The sequence below is a fragment of the Pseudomonas sp. GL-B-26 genome (assembly GCF_019947405.1).
Taxonomy (GTDB): Bacteria; Pseudomonadota; Gammaproteobacteria; order Pseudomonadales; family Pseudomonadaceae; genus Aquipseudomonas.
On sequence record NZ_JAGYGJ010000057.1, the window covers coordinates 13351 to 31797 of the forward strand.

Here is an 18447-nt window from a genome sequence, read left to right on the forward strand (position 1 = left end):
GCCGCCCCATGAGGGCGGCCGTTTTTCGTTGGATCAGGTGTTGTTGTGATCGATTTTGATGGTCGGGTCACTGCCGGCAATCAACGAGTTGATGTTGGCGCTGGACCAGTTGTTGCCTTCCAGCTTGATCGTCACATCCGGTGCTGCCGCTGCCGCTGCGGCGTCGGCGCCGTTGAACTTGCCGGCGGAGCTGACTTGCAGGGACGAAACGCCATCCACGGTGATGATCTTCAGGAAGTTGTCGATGGTGCTGCCGGTTTCGCCCTGCAGCAGATCGCGCAAGTCGATGCGGTCACCCTCGCTGGCCTTGAAGTCCTTGATCACGTCGCTGCCAGTGTCGCCAGCCTTCCAGACGAAGGTGTCGGCGCCCAAACCACCCATCAGCGAGTCATTACCCGAGCCACCGAGCAGGATGTCATTGCCCTTGCCGGCGTCGAGGAGGTCGTTGCCACCCTGGCCGAAGAGAATGTCATTACCGGCACCGCCCAGCAGCGAGTCATTACCGTCATGCGCCCCGGACACATCGAACGCGGTGTAGTGCTCGGTGATGAACTGATGCACGTTGCTGGTGGTGACTTTGCTGACGTCCACGCCGGTTTGCTGGGCGACGAACGCCTGCATCGCCTGATAACCCTCGCCGGCAACGCCGTTGAAGCTCACCAGATCGCCGAACAGGATGTCATTGCCATCGCCGCCATTGACCGTGTCGGCGCCTGGCATTGTCGCTTCGGTGTGACCGATGATCGAGTTGGCCAGGTCTTTCGGGTCGATGTTGGTTTGCGGTGTTTTATCCGAGTCGTACGGCTTCAGATCGCCAAGGGTGACGTCTTTGTTCAAACCAATGGCTTCTACCGTCGAGACCTTGCCCAGCAGCGCGAAGCTGTCGGTCGAGTTGTCGATGGCTTTGGAGCCGGTGCTGCTGCCGTTGCCGTCGCGATAGGACAGCTCGTATGTGCCGTTGCCCTCGGCATGCAGGGTGCCCAGCTCGTCGCTGCTCCAGTAACCACCCCATGAGTTCTTGTACGTCTGCAGCGTGACCGTGCCGGAAGTGTCGATGGTCAGGTAGTGAGTGCTGTCCAGATAAGCGGAGTAGCTCTGTCCCAATTTGTAATTGGCGGTGGTGATGACTTCATCGAGCTTCACGTTGCCGAACAAGGTCGGGTTGGTCGACTCACCGCTCTGGTAGTAGGTCGGCTTGCCGTCGGTGATGAAGTACGTGAGGTTCTTCGCCCCGGTGTTGGCTACGGCGTCGGCGCTCTGGAACCAGTTGGCCGTGGTTTTGAACACGTCTTCGTAGTTGGTACCGCCGCCGGACGACATGGAATCCAGAACAGATTTGAGTAAGGTCAGTGCGTTCGGATCCTTCAGGTTGACTGACACCGACCTGTTGATCTGGGTGTCGAAGTCCACCAGGAAGATATTCACCGTCCCCGAGTTGCCGCCCATGCTCTGTTTGAGGGTGTTGAACACCGATGTCAGCGAGTCCTTCGCGGCCTTGACCGAGGCGTCGTTCATACTGCCCGAGCTGTCGACCATGAACGCGATGTTGTAGTTGGTGCCCGGCACCACGGTCAGCCCGCCGATGTCGGCGACCATGATGTCGTTGCCGTCAGTGCCGGTGATGGTGTCATCCGCCGCCGTGGCGGTGGTGGCGTTGTAGACCGCCGGGTAAACCGTGACCGGGATCGTCGCGGTGCTTTGCGCCGAACCGCCGAGCGATTCGGTGGAGGTCGAGGTCACGGTCAGGTTGAACTGGCCGTTGTAGTACGGCGGCGGAGTGACGGTCAGGGTGCCGAGGTTCCAGCCCGTGACGTTGGCTTCGCCGGACGTCGCGCTGGCGGTGAAGGTGTGGCCGGCGTCATCGGTGAGTACCGAGCCCGCCGGAATGCCGCTGATTTTCACGCTCAGGCTTTCGGAGCCATCGATATCCGTCAGGGCCGTCTTGATCGCGGACAGATGAACGCTGGTCCCTTCCGCGGCTTCATTGAGTTTGTAGCCTTCGTAGTAGCCTTCGCCGCTGGTGCCGTGCAAATCGGACACTGTCACGCCGGAAGCGGCAAGGTCCGCGATGCCGGTGTACAGCGGCACGCCGGCGCTGCTCAGGTCGACCGCGGCACTGCCGTTGACCGACAGGTTGACGTCATAGTTACCCGGGCCGCTCTGGTTGTGGTGGTAAATGTCCAGGGTGTAGTAACCGCTGGTGGTCGGGGTGAACGAACCGTTCAGGCTGCCGCCCGCGCCCCACGTCGTGGCCGCCACGTTTTTACCGCCGATGGTCACCAGCAGGCTGTCGTCACCGGTGCCGCTGAAGGTGTAGATCTTGCCGGCTTCGAGGTAGATCAGCCCGGAGGTTTTCGATGCCGTGCCAGCCGCGACGCTGCCGTCGGACTGCACGTTGGTCACCGTGCCACTGGAGTTCGGTTTGCCCGCGCCGTCGATGACACTTTTCAGGGTATCGGTGGCTGCGCCGCTGCCATTGGTGCCGAGCGGCAGGCCGGTCCAGACTTCTTTGATCAGGCCTGTGGATTTGGCGCTGTTGTCGGCAACACTCAGGGATGGGGCGTCGGCCACTGGCGTGATGTCGATTTTGATCGTGCCGGTGTTGCCCAGCAGCGAGCCGTCGGTTGGCTGGAATTTGATCTGTGCGTAGTCGGCCTTGATGTTGCCCACTTCGGTGCCGCCGTAGCCATTAGCACCGGATTCGTTGGCGTCAGGCATGAAGCGCAGCTTGCCGGCATCGATGTCGGCCTTACTGAAGGTCTGGTTGAGCGTCACGTCTTTCCAGGTCGCGCCGTCCAGATACTGCAACTGGTGATCACCCGGCAGTTGGGTGATTTTCACGCCCAGGTTGGCGGCGGCGCTGTCGACATCACTGACGCCGAAGGTCGACCAGCCAAGGATCAGTGGCGTGTCTTCGGTGCCGGTGACGTTAACCGGTGCGGCGGTCGGTGCGTCGTTTACGCCGACCACGTTGACGGTGGTGGTCGCGGTGTTGGAGTTGTTACTGCCATCAGTCACCGTCACGGTGATGATCCGCGGCACCGTGCTCGGGTCCTCACTGTTGTTGGTGAAGCTGATGTTTTTGATCTGTTGCGTGTAGTCGGCGCGCGTCGCGTTGCCCGTCAGGGTCAAGGTGATGGTGCCATCCGTGCTGGTGGGCGTGATGTTGATGCCGTTGACTTTATTGCCCAGGTTCAGTGCGTCGCCCGGCTGAAAGTTAGTCAGCACGATGGTAGCGCCGGTCAGCAGGGTGCTGTCCGGGTCGGTGATTTCCAGGTCGGTGTCGCCGATCGATACGCCCTGGCCGGTGGTGCCTTCGGTGAACGTCACATTGTAGTTGGCACCCGTGGCGCCGCTGGAGTTGTTGGCGTCCAGGTCGAGCACCGGTGGCGCATCGTTGTCGATGATCGAGGTGCTGACGCTGCCGTTGGAAGCGCTGATCGCCAGGTTTTCGAAGTTGCCGCCGGTGGCCGAGTCGATCTTGACCACGAAGTTTTCAGTGCCTTCGGTGAACCTGTCGTCCAGGGTCGCGACGTTGAAGCTCGCAGTGCTGCTGCCCGCCGGGATCTTCACGGTGTACACACCGGTGAAGTCCGAACCGTCGGCGGCGGTGCCGCTGTAGGTGATTTTCAGGGTGACTTCAGTCTGCGCCGGGTTTGTCAGGCTGACGGTGTAGCTGGCGGTCTGATCTTCGGTTACCGAGGTGCTGCCGCTGATGCTGACTTCGGTCTTGTCGAAGGTGTCGGTGACGTTGGTCACTGCCGCCGTCGGGCTGGTGACCAGGTTTTCGAAGTTGCCGCCGGTGGCGGTGGTGATCGTGGTGCTGACTTTGCCGGCATCGATGTAGGCATCGTCTTTTGGCGCATCAACGCTGACCTGGCCGGACACCGTATCCTTGAGGATGGTGATGGTCGCGCCGTTACTCAGTTTTACCGTCATGTCGCTGCCGGCGGCATGGGACAAGGTCGCGGTGTAGACGATCTGGCCACCTTCAGCCACCGACCCAGTCGCGCCGAGGCTGACCGTCGTGGTGTCAGCCGTATCGGTAATCGAGGTGTCCGCCGACTTGCCGTTAACTTCCAGCTTCTCGTAGTTGCCGCCCTTGGCATCGTCGATTTTGACGCTCAGCGAACCGCCACCCACGAGGGCATCGTTTGGCGCGGTAAAGTTAACGCTGGCGCTGCTCGATCCGACCGGAATGGTGATGGTCTGGCCGTTGGACAAGGTCACGACGACCGGCGAACCAGTGACTTCAGCCGACACGGAGGCGGTGTAAACCACGGTGCCGCCTTCGGCCACCGTGCCGTTGGCGGTCAGGCTGACTGTTGAGGTGTTGATCGTGTCAGTCACTCCCGTGACTGCCGCCGTCGGGCTGGTGACCAGGTTTTCGAAGTTGCCGCCGGTGGCGTCCTTGATGGTCGCTTCAACTTTGCCCGCGTCTTTGTAGACGTCGTCTTTCGGTGCGGCAACGCTGACATGGCCGGACACCGCATCCTTGAGGATGGTTATGGTCGCGCCGTTGCTCAGCTTCACGGTCATGTTGCTGCCGGCGGCCTGGGACAGGGTCGCGGTGTAGACGATCTGGCCGCCTTCCTGCACCGAGCCGCTAGCGCTCAAGGTCAGGTTGGTGGTGTCAGCAGTGTCGGTGACTTTGGTGACAATGGCCGAGTGATCAGTGTCCAGTTTTTCGAAGTTACCGCCGGTGGTTTCCTTGATCGAGGCAAGGACGTCCGCTGCGCCGGTGTAGACATTATTCGGTACGGTGAATGACGCAGAGCCGCTGGACTCGCCGGCCTTGATGTTGATCACCAGACCATTGTTCAGGGTCACGGTCATCGCCGTGTCCGCTGGGTGGTTCAGTGTTGCGGTGTAGTTGATCTGACCGCCTTCGCCGACGGTGCCCACGTCTGCGCTGAGTTTCAGCGTGGTGGTGTCGATCGTATCTTTGACGGTGGTGATGTGCATGGCTTTGTTGACGTTGAGCTTCTCGAAGTCGCCGCCGCTGGTGCTGTCGATGCGGACGGTGATTTTGCTGCCGTCCTTGTAGACGTCATCGGCCGGTGCAGGAACGGTAATGGAGCCCGACTTGTCGCCGGCCTTGATCACGATGCTTTCGCCGTTGCTCAACTTGACCGTCATGTCGCTGCCAGCGGCATTCGTCAGGTTGGCGGTGTAGGTGATGTTGCCGCCTTCAAGCACCTGACCGCTGGCGGTCATGGTCACTTTGGTGATGTCCAGGGTGTCGCTGATGGCGGTCGAGGTCGGGGTCTTGTCGGCGACCAGATTCTCGTAGTTGCCGCCGGTCACATCCTTGATCGCGTTGGTCAGCGGCTCGTGGCCGATCAATGCATCATTCGGGGCTCTAACGGTGATCGAGGCTGTGCTTTCACCGACCGGGATGGTGATTTTTTCACCGTTGGCCAGGGTGACGACTACGTCCTTGCCGGTGACCTTGGAGGTCACGGAAGCGGTGTACACCACGTTGCCGCCTTCGGCTGCGGTGGGCGTTGCCTTCAGGCTGACCGTCGACGTATCGAGGGTGTCAGTCACCGCAGTGACTGCTGCCGCCGGGCTGGTGACCAGGTTTTCGAAGTTGCCGCCGGTGGCGCCTTTGATGGTTGCTTCGACTTTGCCGGCGTCTTTGTAGACGTCATCGGCAGGTGCCTTGACGGTGACGGAGCCGCTGGTAGTGTTGGCGGCGATGGTGATCACCGCGCCGTTGCTCAGGGTGACGGTCACTGGTGTGCCGGCCGCATGGGTCAGGTTCGCGGTGTAAACGATCGAACCACCTTCAGTCACCGACTCCGTCGCGCTGAGGCTGACCGTCGTGGTGTCAGCCGTGTCGGTAATCGAGGTATCCGCCGACTTGCCGTTAACTTCCAGCTTCTCGTAATTGCCGCCCTTGGCGTCGTCGATTTTGACGCTCAGGGAGCCGCCGCCAGCGAGGGCATCGTTCGGTGCGGTGAAGTTCACGCTGGCGCTGCTGGCGCCAACCGGAATGGTGATGGTCTGGCCGTTGGACAAGGTCACGACCACCGGCGAACCGGTGACTTCCGCCGACACGGAGGCGGTGTAAACCACGGTGCCACCTTCGGTCACAGTGCCGTTGGCGGTTAGGCTGACCATCGACGTATCGAGGGTGTCAGTCACAGCAGTGAATGCTGCCGCCGGGCTGGTCACCAGGTTTTCGAAGTTGCCGCCGCTGGCGTCCTTGATGGTCGCTTCGGTTTTGCCGGCGTCTTTGTAGACGTCATCGGCAGGTGCCTTGACGATGACGGAGCCGCTGGTGGCATTGGCGGCGATGGTGATCACGGCGCCGTTGCTCAGGGTGACGGTCACGGGTGTGCCGGCCGCATGGGTCAGGTTCGCGGTGTAAACGATCGAGCCACCTTCAGCGACCGAATCGGTAGCGGTCAGGCTGACCGTCGTGGTGTCAGCCGTGTCGGTAATCGAGGTATCCGCCGACTTGCCGTTAACTTCCAGCTTCTCGTAATTGCCGCCCTTGGCGTCGTCGATTTTGACGCTCAGCGAACCGCCGCCGGCGAGGGCATCGTTCGGTGCGGTGAAGTTCACGCTGGCGCTGCTGGCGCCAACCGGAATGGTGATGGTCTGGCCGTTGGACAAGGTCACCACGACCGGCGAACCAGTGACTTCAGCAGACACGGACGCGGTGTAAACCACAGTGCCGCCTTCGGCCGCAGTGCCGTTGGCCGTCAGACTAACCTTCGAAGTATCGAGGGTGTCAGTCACAGCAGTGACTGCTGCCGCCGGGCTGGTCACCAGGTTTTCGAAGTTGCCGCCGCTGGCGTCCTTGATGGTCGCTTCAACTTTGCCAGCGTCTTTGTAGACGTCATCGGCAGGCGCCTTGACGGTCACGGAACCGCTGATAGCGTTGGCGGCGATGGTGATCACGGCGCCGTTCGACAGGTTCACGGTCACCGGCGTGCCGGCAGCGTGAGTCAGCGTCGCGGTGTAGACAATCGAACCGCCTTCCGCCACCGAATCCGTAGCGCTCAGGCTCAGGGTGGTGGTGTCTTTGACGTCGGTTACCGACGTGACTGCCGGGGTTTTATTCGCCACCAGGTTTTCGTAATTGCCACCGGTGGTGTCGTCGATTTTCACGCTCAGCGAACCGCCGTCAGCCAGTGCGTCATTCGGTGCGGTGAATTTCACGCTGGCGCTGCTGGCGCCAACCGGAATGGTGATGGTCTGGCCGTTGGACAAGGTCACAACCACCGGCGAACCGGTCACTGGCGCGTTGACCGAAGCGGTGTACACCACGGTGCCGCCTTCAGCCACAGTGCTGTTGGCCGTCAGACTGACTGTCGACGTATTGAGGGTGTCGGTCACGTCGGTAACCGCTGGCGTCTTATCGGCCACCAGGTTCTCGAAGTTGCCACCGGCAGTCTTGGTGATGCTGGCTTCGACTTTGCCGGCGTCTTTGTAAACGTCATCCTTCGGGGCGGCGAAGTTCACCGAGCCGGTGGTGGCACCCTTGGCGATGTGGATCACCGCGCCGTTGTTCAACGTCACGGTCATGGCGGAGCCAGCGGCGTTGGTCAGGGTCGCGGTGTAGACGATCGAACCGCCCTCGGCGACCGAACCGGTGGCGCTCAGGCTCAGGCCGGTGGTATCTACAGAATCGGTGACGGTGGTGACCGCCAGCGAATGGTCGGTGACGACTTTTTCGAAGTTGCCGCCGCTCTGGCTGGCAATCTTAGCCTGGACTTTGCCGCCGTCGATGTACGGAGTGTTAGCCGGTGCGGCGAAGTTGACCGAACCGGTGGTGGCGCCGGCGGCGATGTTGATCACGGCGCCGTTGTTCAACTTCACGGTCATGGCCGTGTCTGTCGGGTTGCTCAGGGTCGCGGTGTAGGTGATCTGGCCACCTTCGCTGACGGTATTGCTGGCCGACAGCGACAGGGCCGTGGAGTCGACCGTGTCTTTGACGGTGGTGGTCACTGACGCTTTGCTGATGTCGAGTTTTTCAAAGTTGCCACCGCTGGCATCCGTCATCGTTACGGTGAGCTTGCCGGCATCCTTGTGGACATCGTCGCTTGGCGCCGCGATGGTCACCGAACCGCTGGTTTTGCCGGCGTCGATGGTGATGGTCTCGCCGTTGCTCAGCTTGACGGTCACCGGCGTTTGCGCGGCGTTGGTGAGGGTCGCGGTGTAGGTGATGTGCGAGCCTTCGAGTACCGTTTTTTCAGCGCTGAGCGTCAGGTGCGTCGTGTTGACTGTGTCGGCCACGTTGGTCACGGCCGGGGTCGGGCTGGTGACCAGGTTTTCAAAGTTGCCGCCGGTGGCGGTGGTGATCGTGGCGCTGACCTTGCCGGCGTCGATGTAAGCATCGTCCTCCGGGGCGGCGACGGTGACGGAACCGCTGGTGGCGTTGGCGGCGATGGTGATCACGGCGCCGTTGCTCAGGGTAACGGTCACTGGCGTGCCGGCAGCGTTGGTCAGTGTTGCGGTGTAAACGATGGAGCCGCCTTCAGCAACCGAATCGGTAGCCGTCAGGCTCAATGTGGTGGTGTCAGCCGTATCGGTAATCGATGTATTCGCCGGCTTGCTGTCGACTTCCAGCTTCTCGTAATTACCGCCCTTGGCGTCGTCGATTTTGACGCTCAGCGAACCGCCGCCGACGAGGGCATCGTTCGGCGCGGTGAAGTTCACGCTGGCGCTGCTCGATCCGACCGGAATGGTGATGCTCTGGCCGTTAGACAGGGTCACGACCACTGGCGAGCCGGTAACTTCAGCAGACACGGACGCGGCGTAAACCACGGTGCCACCTTCGGCCACAGTGTCGTTGGCGGTCAGGCTGACTGTCGAGGTGTTGATCGTGTCGGTCACCTCGGTCACTGCCGGGACAATGCTCGGGACCAGGTTTTCGAAGTTGCCGCCGGTGGCGGTGCTGATCGTGGCGCTGACTTTGCCGGCGTCGATGTAGGCATCGTCTTTCGGCGCCGCGACGGTGACGGAGCCGCTGGTGGCATTGGCGGCGATGGTGATCACCGCGCCGTTGCTCAGGGTGACGGTCACTGGCGTGCCGGCAGCGTTGGTCAGTGTTGCGGTGTAAACGATGGAGCCGCCTTCAGCAACCGAATCGGTAGCCGTCAGGCTCAGGCCGGTGTTGTCGGCCGAGTCGGTAATGGTGGTGACCGCTGGCGTGGTGCTCGGCACCAGATTCTCGAAGTTGCCGCCGGTGGCGCCAGTGATCGTGGTGCTAACGGTGCTGCCGTTCTGATAAACGTCATTGGCCGGGGTGTCGACGTTCACGGAACCGGTGGTTTTGCCGGCTTCGATGGTGATGATCGAGCCGTTGGACAACGTGATGGTGACCGGCGTCTGCGCCGGGTTGGTCAATGTCGCGGTGTAGGTGATCTGGCCGCCTTCGGTAACGTTGGCGCCGGCGGTCAAGGTGACCGTGGTGGTATCAACGGTGTCGGTGACCTGGGTCGCGGCCGGGGTTGTCGGCGTGGCGCTCAAGGTCAGGGTCGATTCGCGCTGCACGTTGGCGATGGTATCGGCCGTCTGGCCGCCGATGGTGTTCTGTGCAGCCAACGCGGCAGTGCCGATGCCCGCAGTCGGGAAACCAATGGTCGGGTCCACCCGGCCAGCGGTTGCATCCAGCATCACGAAGCTATGGCCGCCACCTGCCGCGCCGCCTGTGCCGGCAGCCGTCGGGCCGGCCGCAGTGGCTTCAAGATCAGTGGTCGGGTCGGCGCCGGCAGCGATGGCTTGCTGCAGCTCTTCAACCGATGGCGCGGCTTGTGCGGTGGCTTGTGCAAGGTCAGTGCTGGAGTCCGGATCGCTGCCGCTCCACTGAGTGTCGCGGCCCAGGTCCAGGGTCCGGCCGTCAGCCAGTTCGAGCGTGACGGCGCCTGCTGCGCCAGTGTCTACCTGATCGCCGACAAACAAGCGGTCGCCTTCAACGAGCACGCGGCGGACGCCCTCTGGGGACACCGCGAAAACCTGACCGACAATGCTTTTGACGATGGCCACAACACTGCTCATTGAAGACTCTCCGGGTGTCGCATTCAGTTGACTTCCATGGACTTGACGGCGTGTTTGCCAAACAGTCCGGACGTACTTTCAAAGGTATTCAAAAATCCAACTTTCCGACACGCGGTCATTCCGGTTGTCATCATTCGATGCAGCGGCAGGTTCTGCAGTGATTCAAGACAAGCAATTCCGGGAAACTCCAATAATGCGTTTGCACCTGCTCACGGCTTTACCCTTAGTCCTTGCCGCCAGTTTTGTTCAGGCGCAGTCCCTTCCGGAAGCCACGCAACAGGCACTGAGATGTCCATCCGGAAATCCAGGCAGGCGTTAATAGTCGATTGGCCGCGGATTATCAGTTAAAGGCAGCCAAAGGGGGATACCTCCCACGGGTCGATCTGCTGAGCGGTTATGGTCGCGAAGGCACTGATAACATCACCACGCGTGCCGCCGGCAACAACAATCACTGGGAAAACCTGAATCGCAGCGAATCGAGCGTGCGGTTGTCACAAATGGTTTTTGACGGTTTTGCGACGTCGAGTGAAGTGGGGCCTCACGGCCAGCAATATGTCGATCACAGCACCCGCGTGCGCACCGCCTATCAGAAGCAGTTCAGTCTCGGCGAGCGCACCTTGCTCGACCTGCTCGACCTGCTCGACAGTGAAAACGAGCTGTTCTCGGCGTCTCGTCGCCTGGCGGAGATCAAGAACATTCAGTTATTTACTCAGTACCGAATCAAGGCGACCATGGGCGAGTTGCTCAAGAGCCAGGGAGTGGTCGCACCGTTGGCATCCGTGGTGCAAAACGACGTGAAGCCCAAGGTTCAACTGCCTGGTATGAATTGAGCAGAACCTTCATTGTTCAAATGTTAGCCAAGAGTGCCGAGCGTGGAATCAGAAGTCAGTCGAGTTCAACTCATTCATGATCCACGCGCGCTGCACGACGATCCGTTACTGGATGGCTTGCTGGCTCTTTGCACCCTGCATCAGAAACCGGCCAGCGCCGCGATGTTGACCACCGGCCTGCCGTTGCCCAAGCAGCGCCTGAGCGTTGAGTTGCTGCCCCGCGCGGCCGCTCGCGCCGGCCTGCAAGGGCGGGTGCTGGTACGCAAACTGGAACAGATCCCGGCGATTGCCATGCCGGCGCTGTTGCTGCTCAAGGATGGTCGCAGTGCCGTCCTGCTCGGTTGGCAAGGTGAAGACCAGGCGCGCCTGCTGCTCAGCGAAAGCGATGGCGGTGAAAGTGTCGTCAGCCGAGAACTGCTGGCCGATGACTACATCGGTAAAGTGTTCTTCGCCCAGCCCCAGCACAAATTCGACGTCAATCACGGCACGCTGATCCCGCGCGCGCGCTCGTGGTTCCGCGATACCCTCAAGCGGTCGCGCTGGCTGTACGCCGACGCCATCGCCGCCAGTTTCCTGATCAACATCATTGCCATGGCCGCGCCGCTGTTCGTGATGAACGTCTACGATCGCGTCGTGCCGAACCAGGCCGAATCGACCTTGTGGGTGTTGGCCATTGGCATCACCGGGGCGTACCTGTTCGACCTGATCCTCAAGAGCCTGCGCAGCCTCTGCCTGGACCTGGCCGGGAAGAAAACCGACCTGATCATCTCGGCCACGTTGTTCGAGCGCATCGTCGGTATGGCCATGAAGTACCGCCCGGCCCGGGTCGGCAGCTTCGCCCAGAACATCCATGAGTTTCAGAGCCTGCGGGACTTCCTCGCCTCGCTGACGCTCACCAGTTTGATCGACTTGCCGTTTACGCTGCTGATCTTCATGGTCATCGCGATTCTCGGCGGGCATCTGGTATGGATCCCGGTGCTGGCGTTCCCGATTGCCCTGCTGATCGGCTATGCCTTGCAGAAGCCGTTGGTGGCGACCATGGAGCGAACCATGGCGCTGGGCGCCGAGCGGCAGTCGAGCCTGATCGAAACCCTCGCCGGCCTCGATGCGGTGAAGGTCAACAACGCCGAAAGCGAACGCCAGTATCAGTGGGAGCAGACCATCGGCACCCTCAGCCGCCTCGAGTTGCGGGTGAAAATGCTCTCCGGTCTGGCGATGAACATCACCTTGCTGATCCAGCAACTGGCCGGGGTGATCATGATCGTCTTCGGCGTGTACCAGATCATCGACGGTCACCTGAGCATGGGCGGTTTGATTGCTTGCTACATGCTCAGCGGTCGCGCGCTCAGCCCGCTGGCTTCGCTGTCCGGCCTGCTGACGCGTTACCAGCAGGCGCGGGTGACCATGACTTCAGTCGATCAGATGATGGAGCTGCCGCAAGAGCGCAACTTCGAGGAACGCCCACTGAGCCGCAAGGTCCTGCAAGGCGCCATCGAATGCCGGCAGATGAACTTCACCTACCCGAACCAACAGAACGCGGCGTTGAAGAACATCAACCTGATCATCAAGCCTGGCGAGAAGATCGGCATCATCGGGCGCAGCGGCTCGGGGAAAAGCTCCCTGGCCAAACTGCTCGTAGGCCTCTACCAGCCGGACGACGGCGCGCTGTTGGTGGATGGCGTCGATATCCGTCAGATCGACGTCAGCGAATTGCGCCACAACATTGGTTACGTGGCGCAGGACATCCAGCTGCTGGCCGGCACCCTGCGCGACAACCTGGTGTCGGGTGCGCGCTATGTCGAAGACGAAATGGTGCTGCAAGCTGCCGAACTGGCCGGCGTCCACGAATTCGCCCGTCTTCATCCCCAAGGTTATGAGCTGCAAGTCGGCGAGCGCGGGCAGAACCTGTCTGGCGGTCAGCGCCAGAACGTTGCCCTGGCCCGTGCATTGCTGCTCAACCCGCCGATCCTGCTGCTCGACGAACCGACCAGCGCCATGGACAACACCGGTGAAGAACGCCTCAAGCAACGCCTCGCGGCGGTGGTTGAAAGCAAAACCGTGGTGCTGGTAACGCACCGGGCTTCGCTGTTGTCGCTGGTGGATCGTCTGATCGTCATCGACCGCGGGCAGATTCTCGCCGACGGCCCGAAAGCCGCCGTGATGGAAGCATTGAAGAAGGGGCAGATCGGTGTTGCTTAAGTCGGGTTTCAAGAATTCGATCGGCCGTTATTTCAAAGGCTCCGATTCGCTGCATGGCCAGCCACTTCCCGAGGTCAACAAAGCGCTGATCGAAGACGCCCCACGCGTGGTGCGGCTGACCATCTGGGCGATCATCGGCTTCTTCGTGTTCCTGATGCTTTGGGCCAACTTCGCCGTGATCGACGAAGTCACCAAGGGCGACGGCAAAGCCATTCCGTCGTCCAAGATCCAGAAAATCCAGAACCTTGAGGGCGGCATCGTCTCCGAGTTGTTCGTGACCGAAGGGCAGATCGTTGAGGCCGGCGCGCCGCTGATTCGCCTGGACGACACGCGATTCGCCTCCAACGTCGGCGAAACCGAGGCCGATCGGCTGTCGATGCTGCTGCGAGTCGAACGCTTGAGCGCGGAAGTCGACGACCGTCCGCTGAACTTCCCCGCTGACGTACTGAAGGCCGTGCCCGGTCAGGCAGCCAGCGAAGAGTCGCTGTACATCAGCCGCCGTCAGCAGTTGCACGATGAAATTGGCGGTTTGGAGGAGCAGTTGATCCAGCGTCAGCAAGAGCTGCGAGAGTTCACTTCCAAACAGTCGCAGTACCGCAACGGTCTTGCGTTGCAACGCCAGGAAATCAACATGTCCGAGCCGTTGGTGGCCCAGGGCGCGGTATCGCCGGTTGAAGTGCTGCGACTCAAGCGCGCCGAGGTTGAAACCCGCGGGCAACTGGACGCGACCACCCTGGCCATTCCTCGTGCCCAATCGGCGATCAAGGAAGTGCAGCGCAAGATTGACGAGACTCGTGGCAAATTCCGCAGCGAAGCGCTGACTCAACTCAATGAAGCGCGCACTGATCTGAACAAGGCCCAGGCTACCGGCAAGGCGCTGGAGGACCGGGTCAGCCGGACGCTGGTGACATCGCCGGTGCGCGGCATCGTCAACAAGCTGCTGGTGAACACCATTGGCGGCGTGATCCAGCCGGGCAGCGACCTGGTGGAAATCGTGCCGCTGGACGACACCTTGCTGGTGGAGGCAAAAGTTCGCCCGCAAGACATTGCCTTCCTGCATCCGGGGCAAGAGGCAACGGTTAAGTTCACGGCGTATGACTACACCATTTATGGTGGGCTCAAAGCCAAGCTTGAGCAGATCGGTGCTGACACCATTACCGATGAAGACAAGAAAACCACTTACTACATCATCAAACTGCGCACTGACCGCAGCCACTTGGGGACGGATGAAAAACCGTTGCTGATCATCCCGGGGATGGTGGCTTCGGTGGACATCATCACGGGCAAGAAGACCATTCTCAGCTACCTGCTCAAGCCGATTATTCGGGCCCGCGCCGAAGCGCTGCACGAGCGATAGTTCTCGGCTGGGGCTAATGGCCCCTTCGCGAGCAAGCCCGCTCCCACATTGGTTCTGTGATCAACACACATCCAATGTGGGAGCGGGCTTGCTCGCGAAGAGGCCCAAAAGGCAACACACCTCAAAAGCCATATAGTTATGCGCTAACGGTATTTAAATTTCAGTTCTTATATCTATAAAGTCATTCTCCTGCGTACCTGCCGACCAATCGGCGCGCCGCACGACACGAACCAACACGGGACCTCCGTGAGTTTCTTGATCGACGCGCGCGCCCTTGAGCGTGCCGTGCGTGGGAGTGATTTATGTCTGCAGCAACGGCTTCCCCAAGCGCCGCGAATATCGCGTCGCAAACCTTCGACATCCGCCCGTTCAGTGGCGCTGTCGGTGCCGAAATCATCGGCCTCGACCTGTCCCGCCCGATCAATGATCAAGACTTCGCCCGCATCCACCGCGCGCACCTGGATCATCACGTCGTGGTGTTCCGCGACCAGCGCATTATCCCCGAGCAACAAATTGCCTTCAGCCGCCGTTTTGGTGTGTTGCAGATCCACGTGCTCAAGCAATTCCTGCTGGCCGGGCATCCGGAAATTCTCATCGTTTCCAACATCATCGAAAACGGCGAGTCCATCGGCCTCGGCGACGCCGGCAAGTTCTGGCATTCCGATCTTTCCTATAAAGAACTGCCAAGCCTGGGCTCGATGCTGCACGCCCAGGAGTTGCCGTCCGAAGGCGGCGACACGCTGTTCGCCGACATGCACAAAGCCTGGGACAACCTGCCCGAAGCCCTGCGCAAAGCCGTCGAAGGTCGCTCGGCGGCGCACTCCTATACGGCGCGCTACAGCGAGACCAAATTCGAAGGCAACTGGCGCCCGACGCTGACGCCCGAGCAACTGGCTCAGGTCGCTGAAGTGGTCCACCCGATTGTTCGTACCCACCCGGAAAACGGCCGTAAGGCGTTGTTCGTCAGCGAGGGTTTCACCACGCGCATCGTTGGTTTGCCGGAAGACGAAAGCAAGCAACTGCTCGACGAGCTCTACGCCCACAGCGTGCTGCCGCAAAACATCTACCGCCATCAATGGCAGGCCCACGACCTGGTGTTCTGGGACAACCGTTCGCTGATTCATCTCGCCGCCGGATGCCCAAGCTACCTGCGCCGCAAGTTGTATCGCACCACCATCCAGGGCGACGCGCCTTTCTGATTTGTCGGAGAAACTCACATGTCCAAACGTCTTCCATTTGCACCGCTGGCTGCGGCCATCGGCCTGGGTTTCAGCCTGATCGCCGGCAGCCTGGTGGCGCCGACCGTGGCCCACGCTGAAGGTGAGATCCGCATCGCCGAGCAGTTCGGCATCGTTTATCTGTTGCTCAATGTGGTGCGCGATCAAAACCTGATCGAGAAGTACGGCAAGCAGGAAGGCATCGACATCAAGGTCGACTGGACCCAGCTCTCCGGTGGTGCGGCGGTCAACGATGCGTTGCTCTCCGGTTCCATTGATATCGCCGGTGCGGGCGTCGGCCCGCTGCTGACGATTTGGGACCGCACCCATGGCAAGCAGAACGTCAAAGCCGTGGCTTCCCTCGGCAACTTCCCGTACTACCTGGTGAGCAACAATCCCAAGGTCAAAACCATCGCTGACTTCACCGAGAAGGACCGCATCGCGGTGCCGGCGGTCGGCGTGTCGGTGCAGTCGCGCATCCTGCAATACGCGGCCGCCAAGCAGTGGGGCGACAAGGAATTCAATCGCCTCGACAAGTACACCATTGCGGTTCCTCACCCGGACGCCACCGCAGCGCTGATTGCCGGCGGCACCGAGTTGACCGGGCACTTTTCCAACCCGCCGTTCCAGGATCAAGAGCTGGCCAACCCTAACGTTCACGTTGTTCTCAATTCCAATGACGTGCTCGGCCCGAACTCGCCGACGGTGCTGTTCGCCACCGAGAAATTCCGCGACGAGAACCCGAAAACCTACAAGGCGTTCGTCCAGGCGCTGACTGAGGCGGCCGAGTTTGCCCAGAACGATAAAGGCGCGGCGGCGGACACGTACATCCGCGTCACCAAGGCCAAAATCGACCGTGCCGCGTTGCTGAAAATCATTGATAACCCGCAGTTCGAATTCAGCGTCACACCGAAAAATACTTACCCGCTGGCCGAGTTCCTCTACCGCGTCGGCGCGATCAAAAACAAACCGGACTCGTGGAAGGACTACTTCTTCCAGGACGCCAAACCGCTGCAAGGGAGCTGACCGAGATGAACGCCCCTTTGCAAGGCCACACGGTCAGCAAACCGATCGCGGCAGCCCAGGCGCTGCTGTCGGTCGACAACGTCAGCCTCGAATACCGCACGCCTCAGCGGGTGGTTCGAGCGACCCATCAGGTCAGTTTTGAAATCGATCCTGCGGACCGCTTTGTGCTGCTCGGTCCGTCCGGTTGCGGCAAATCAACGTTGCTCAAGGCGGTCGCCGGGTTCATCCAGCCGTGTGAAGGCGAGATTCGTCTTCAGGGGCAAACCGTTCATGCCCCGGGGCCGGACCGGATCGTGGTGTTCCAGGAATTCGATCAACTGCCGCCGTGGAAAACCGTCAAACAGAACGTGATGTTTCCGCTGCTTGCTTCGAAAACCCTGAAGCGCAAAGAGGCCGAGGAACGAGCGCTGTACTATCTGGACAAGGTCGGTCTGGCGGCGTTTGCCGACGCCTACCCGCATACCTTGTCCGGCGGCATGAAAGCGCGTGTGGCGATTGCTCGTGCGTTGGCCATGCAGCCGAAAATCCTCTTGATGGACGAACCCTTCGCCGCCCTCGACGCGCTGACTCGCCGCAAGATGCAGGAAGAATTGCTGCTGCTCTGGGAAGAAGTGCGCTTCACGCTGCTGTTCGTCACGCACTCCATCGAAGAAGCGCTGGTGGTGGGCAATCGAATCCTGCTGCTGTCGCCGCATCCGGGTCGGGTGCGGGCGGAAGTCCACAGCCATCAATACGACTTGCACAGCCTCGGCGGCGTGGCCTTTCAGGAGTCGGCGCGGCGCATTCATCGGTTGTTGTTCGATGAAGGTCAGTCCCCGCAAACCGAGCGTGAGCTGGATTTCTCCGACATCCGCATCGCTTATTGAGCCATTGAGAGGAGTGCCCGATGAGCCTTTTATCATCCCCGCGTGAAGAATTTGAAACGGTGCTGCGGCCGCTGACGAGTGTGCCGCTGGAGCGTGAATTACCGCTCGGTCAGCGCCTGTGGCAACAAGGCTGGTTACGCAAAAGCCTGATCCTGATTTTGCTCGCGGTCCTGTGGGAGGTGGTTGCCCGTGTTCAGAACAACGACCTGCTGCTGCCGAGTTTTCTGCAAACCGGGAGCGCGCTGTATGACGGTTTGCTCAGTGGCGAATTGCTGAGCAAGGTGTGGATTTCGCTGGTGGTGCTGCTCAAGGGTTACCTGATCGGCATCGTGCTGGCGTTTGCCCTGACCACGCTGGCGGTGTCGACGCAGTTTGGTCGCGACCTGTTGAGTACGTTGACCTCGATGTTCAACCCGCTGCCGGCGATTGCGCTGTTGCCGTTGGCGCTGCTGTGGTTCGGTCTGGGGCAGAACAGCCTCATTTTTGTGTTGGTGCATTCGGTACTCTGGGCGCTGGCCTTGAACACCTATGCCGGGTTCCTCGGTGTCTCGGAAACCTTGCGCATGGCCGGGCGCAATTACGGCCTCAAAGGCATGCGCTTCGTGCTGTTCATCCTGATTCCGGCAGCGCTGCCATCGATTCTCGCCGGGCTGAAAATCGGCTGGGCCTTCGCCTGGCGCACGCTGATCGCCGCTGAATTGGTGTTCGGCGCCACCAGTGGCAAGGGCGGCTTGGGCTGGTACATCTTCCAGAACCGCAATGAGCTATACACCGACAAGGTGTTTGCCGGGTTGGCGGTGGTGATCCTGATCGGCTTGTTGGTGGAAAACCTGGTGTTCAGCACGTTGGAGCGGGTCACGGTGAAGCAGTGGGGGATGCAGCGCTAAATTCTGCGGTGGCAGGTCTGGCCCCTTCGCGAGCAAGCCCGCTCCCACAGT

7 protein-coding genes and 1 pseudogene are annotated in these 18447 nt (G+C 60.8%); 7 read left to right on the forward strand and 1 reads right to left on the reverse strand.

The genetic code is table 11. The features are described from left to right. Positions 1–33: 33 nt before the first annotated feature. Positions 34–10014, reverse strand: a complete 9981-nt coding sequence (locus KGB23_RS26500) for a retention module-containing protein (RefSeq protein WP_223433175.1) — start codon at positions 10012–10014, stop codon at positions 34–36. Positions 10015–10207: 193 nt separating this feature from the next. On the opposite strand from KGB23_RS26500, the pseudogene KGB23_RS26505 reads away from it, so the two are divergent. The 7 genes and pseudogenes from KGB23_RS26505 to KGB23_RS26535 all read left to right on the forward strand — a co-directional run bounded on the left by KGB23_RS26505 (position 10208) and on the right by KGB23_RS26535 (position 18396). After that, positions 10208–10844, forward strand: a pseudogene (locus KGB23_RS26505) (TolC family protein). A 42-nt stretch (positions 10845–10886) separates the two neighbouring features. Then, positions 10887–13043: a type I secretion system permease/ATPase gene (locus tag KGB23_RS26510; protein WP_223433176.1), complete on the forward strand. Its 2157-nt coding sequence runs from the start codon at positions 10887–10889 to the stop codon at positions 13041–13043. Continuing rightward, complete coding sequence (locus tag KGB23_RS26515; protein WP_223433177.1) at positions 13033–14400, forward strand: HlyD family type I secretion periplasmic adaptor subunit; 1368 nt, start codon at positions 13033–13035, stop codon at positions 14398–14400. Before KGB23_RS26510 ends, KGB23_RS26515 begins: the two co-directional genes overlap by 11 nt. Positions 14401–14702: 302 nt before the next feature. Next, positions 14703–15599, forward strand: coding sequence for a TauD/TfdA dioxygenase family protein (locus KGB23_RS26520; protein WP_223433178.1), 897 nt, complete (start codon positions 14703–14705; stop codon positions 15597–15599). Positions 15600–15617: 18 nt separating this feature from the next. Further along, positions 15618–16643, forward strand: a complete 1026-nt coding sequence (locus KGB23_RS26525) for an ABC transporter substrate-binding protein (protein ID WP_046047244.1) — start codon at positions 15618–15620, stop codon at positions 16641–16643. Positions 16644–16648: 5 nt separating this feature from the next. Then, positions 16649–17509, forward strand: a complete 861-nt coding sequence (locus KGB23_RS26530; RefSeq protein WP_223433179.1) for an ABC transporter ATP-binding protein — start codon at positions 16649–16651, stop codon at positions 17507–17509. A 20-nt stretch (positions 17510–17529) separates the two neighbouring features. After that, a complete protein-coding gene (locus tag KGB23_RS26535; protein WP_223433180.1) occupies positions 17530–18396 on the forward strand; it encodes an ABC transporter permease in 867 nt (288 codons plus the stop codon). Positions 18397–18447: the final 51 nt, after the last annotated feature.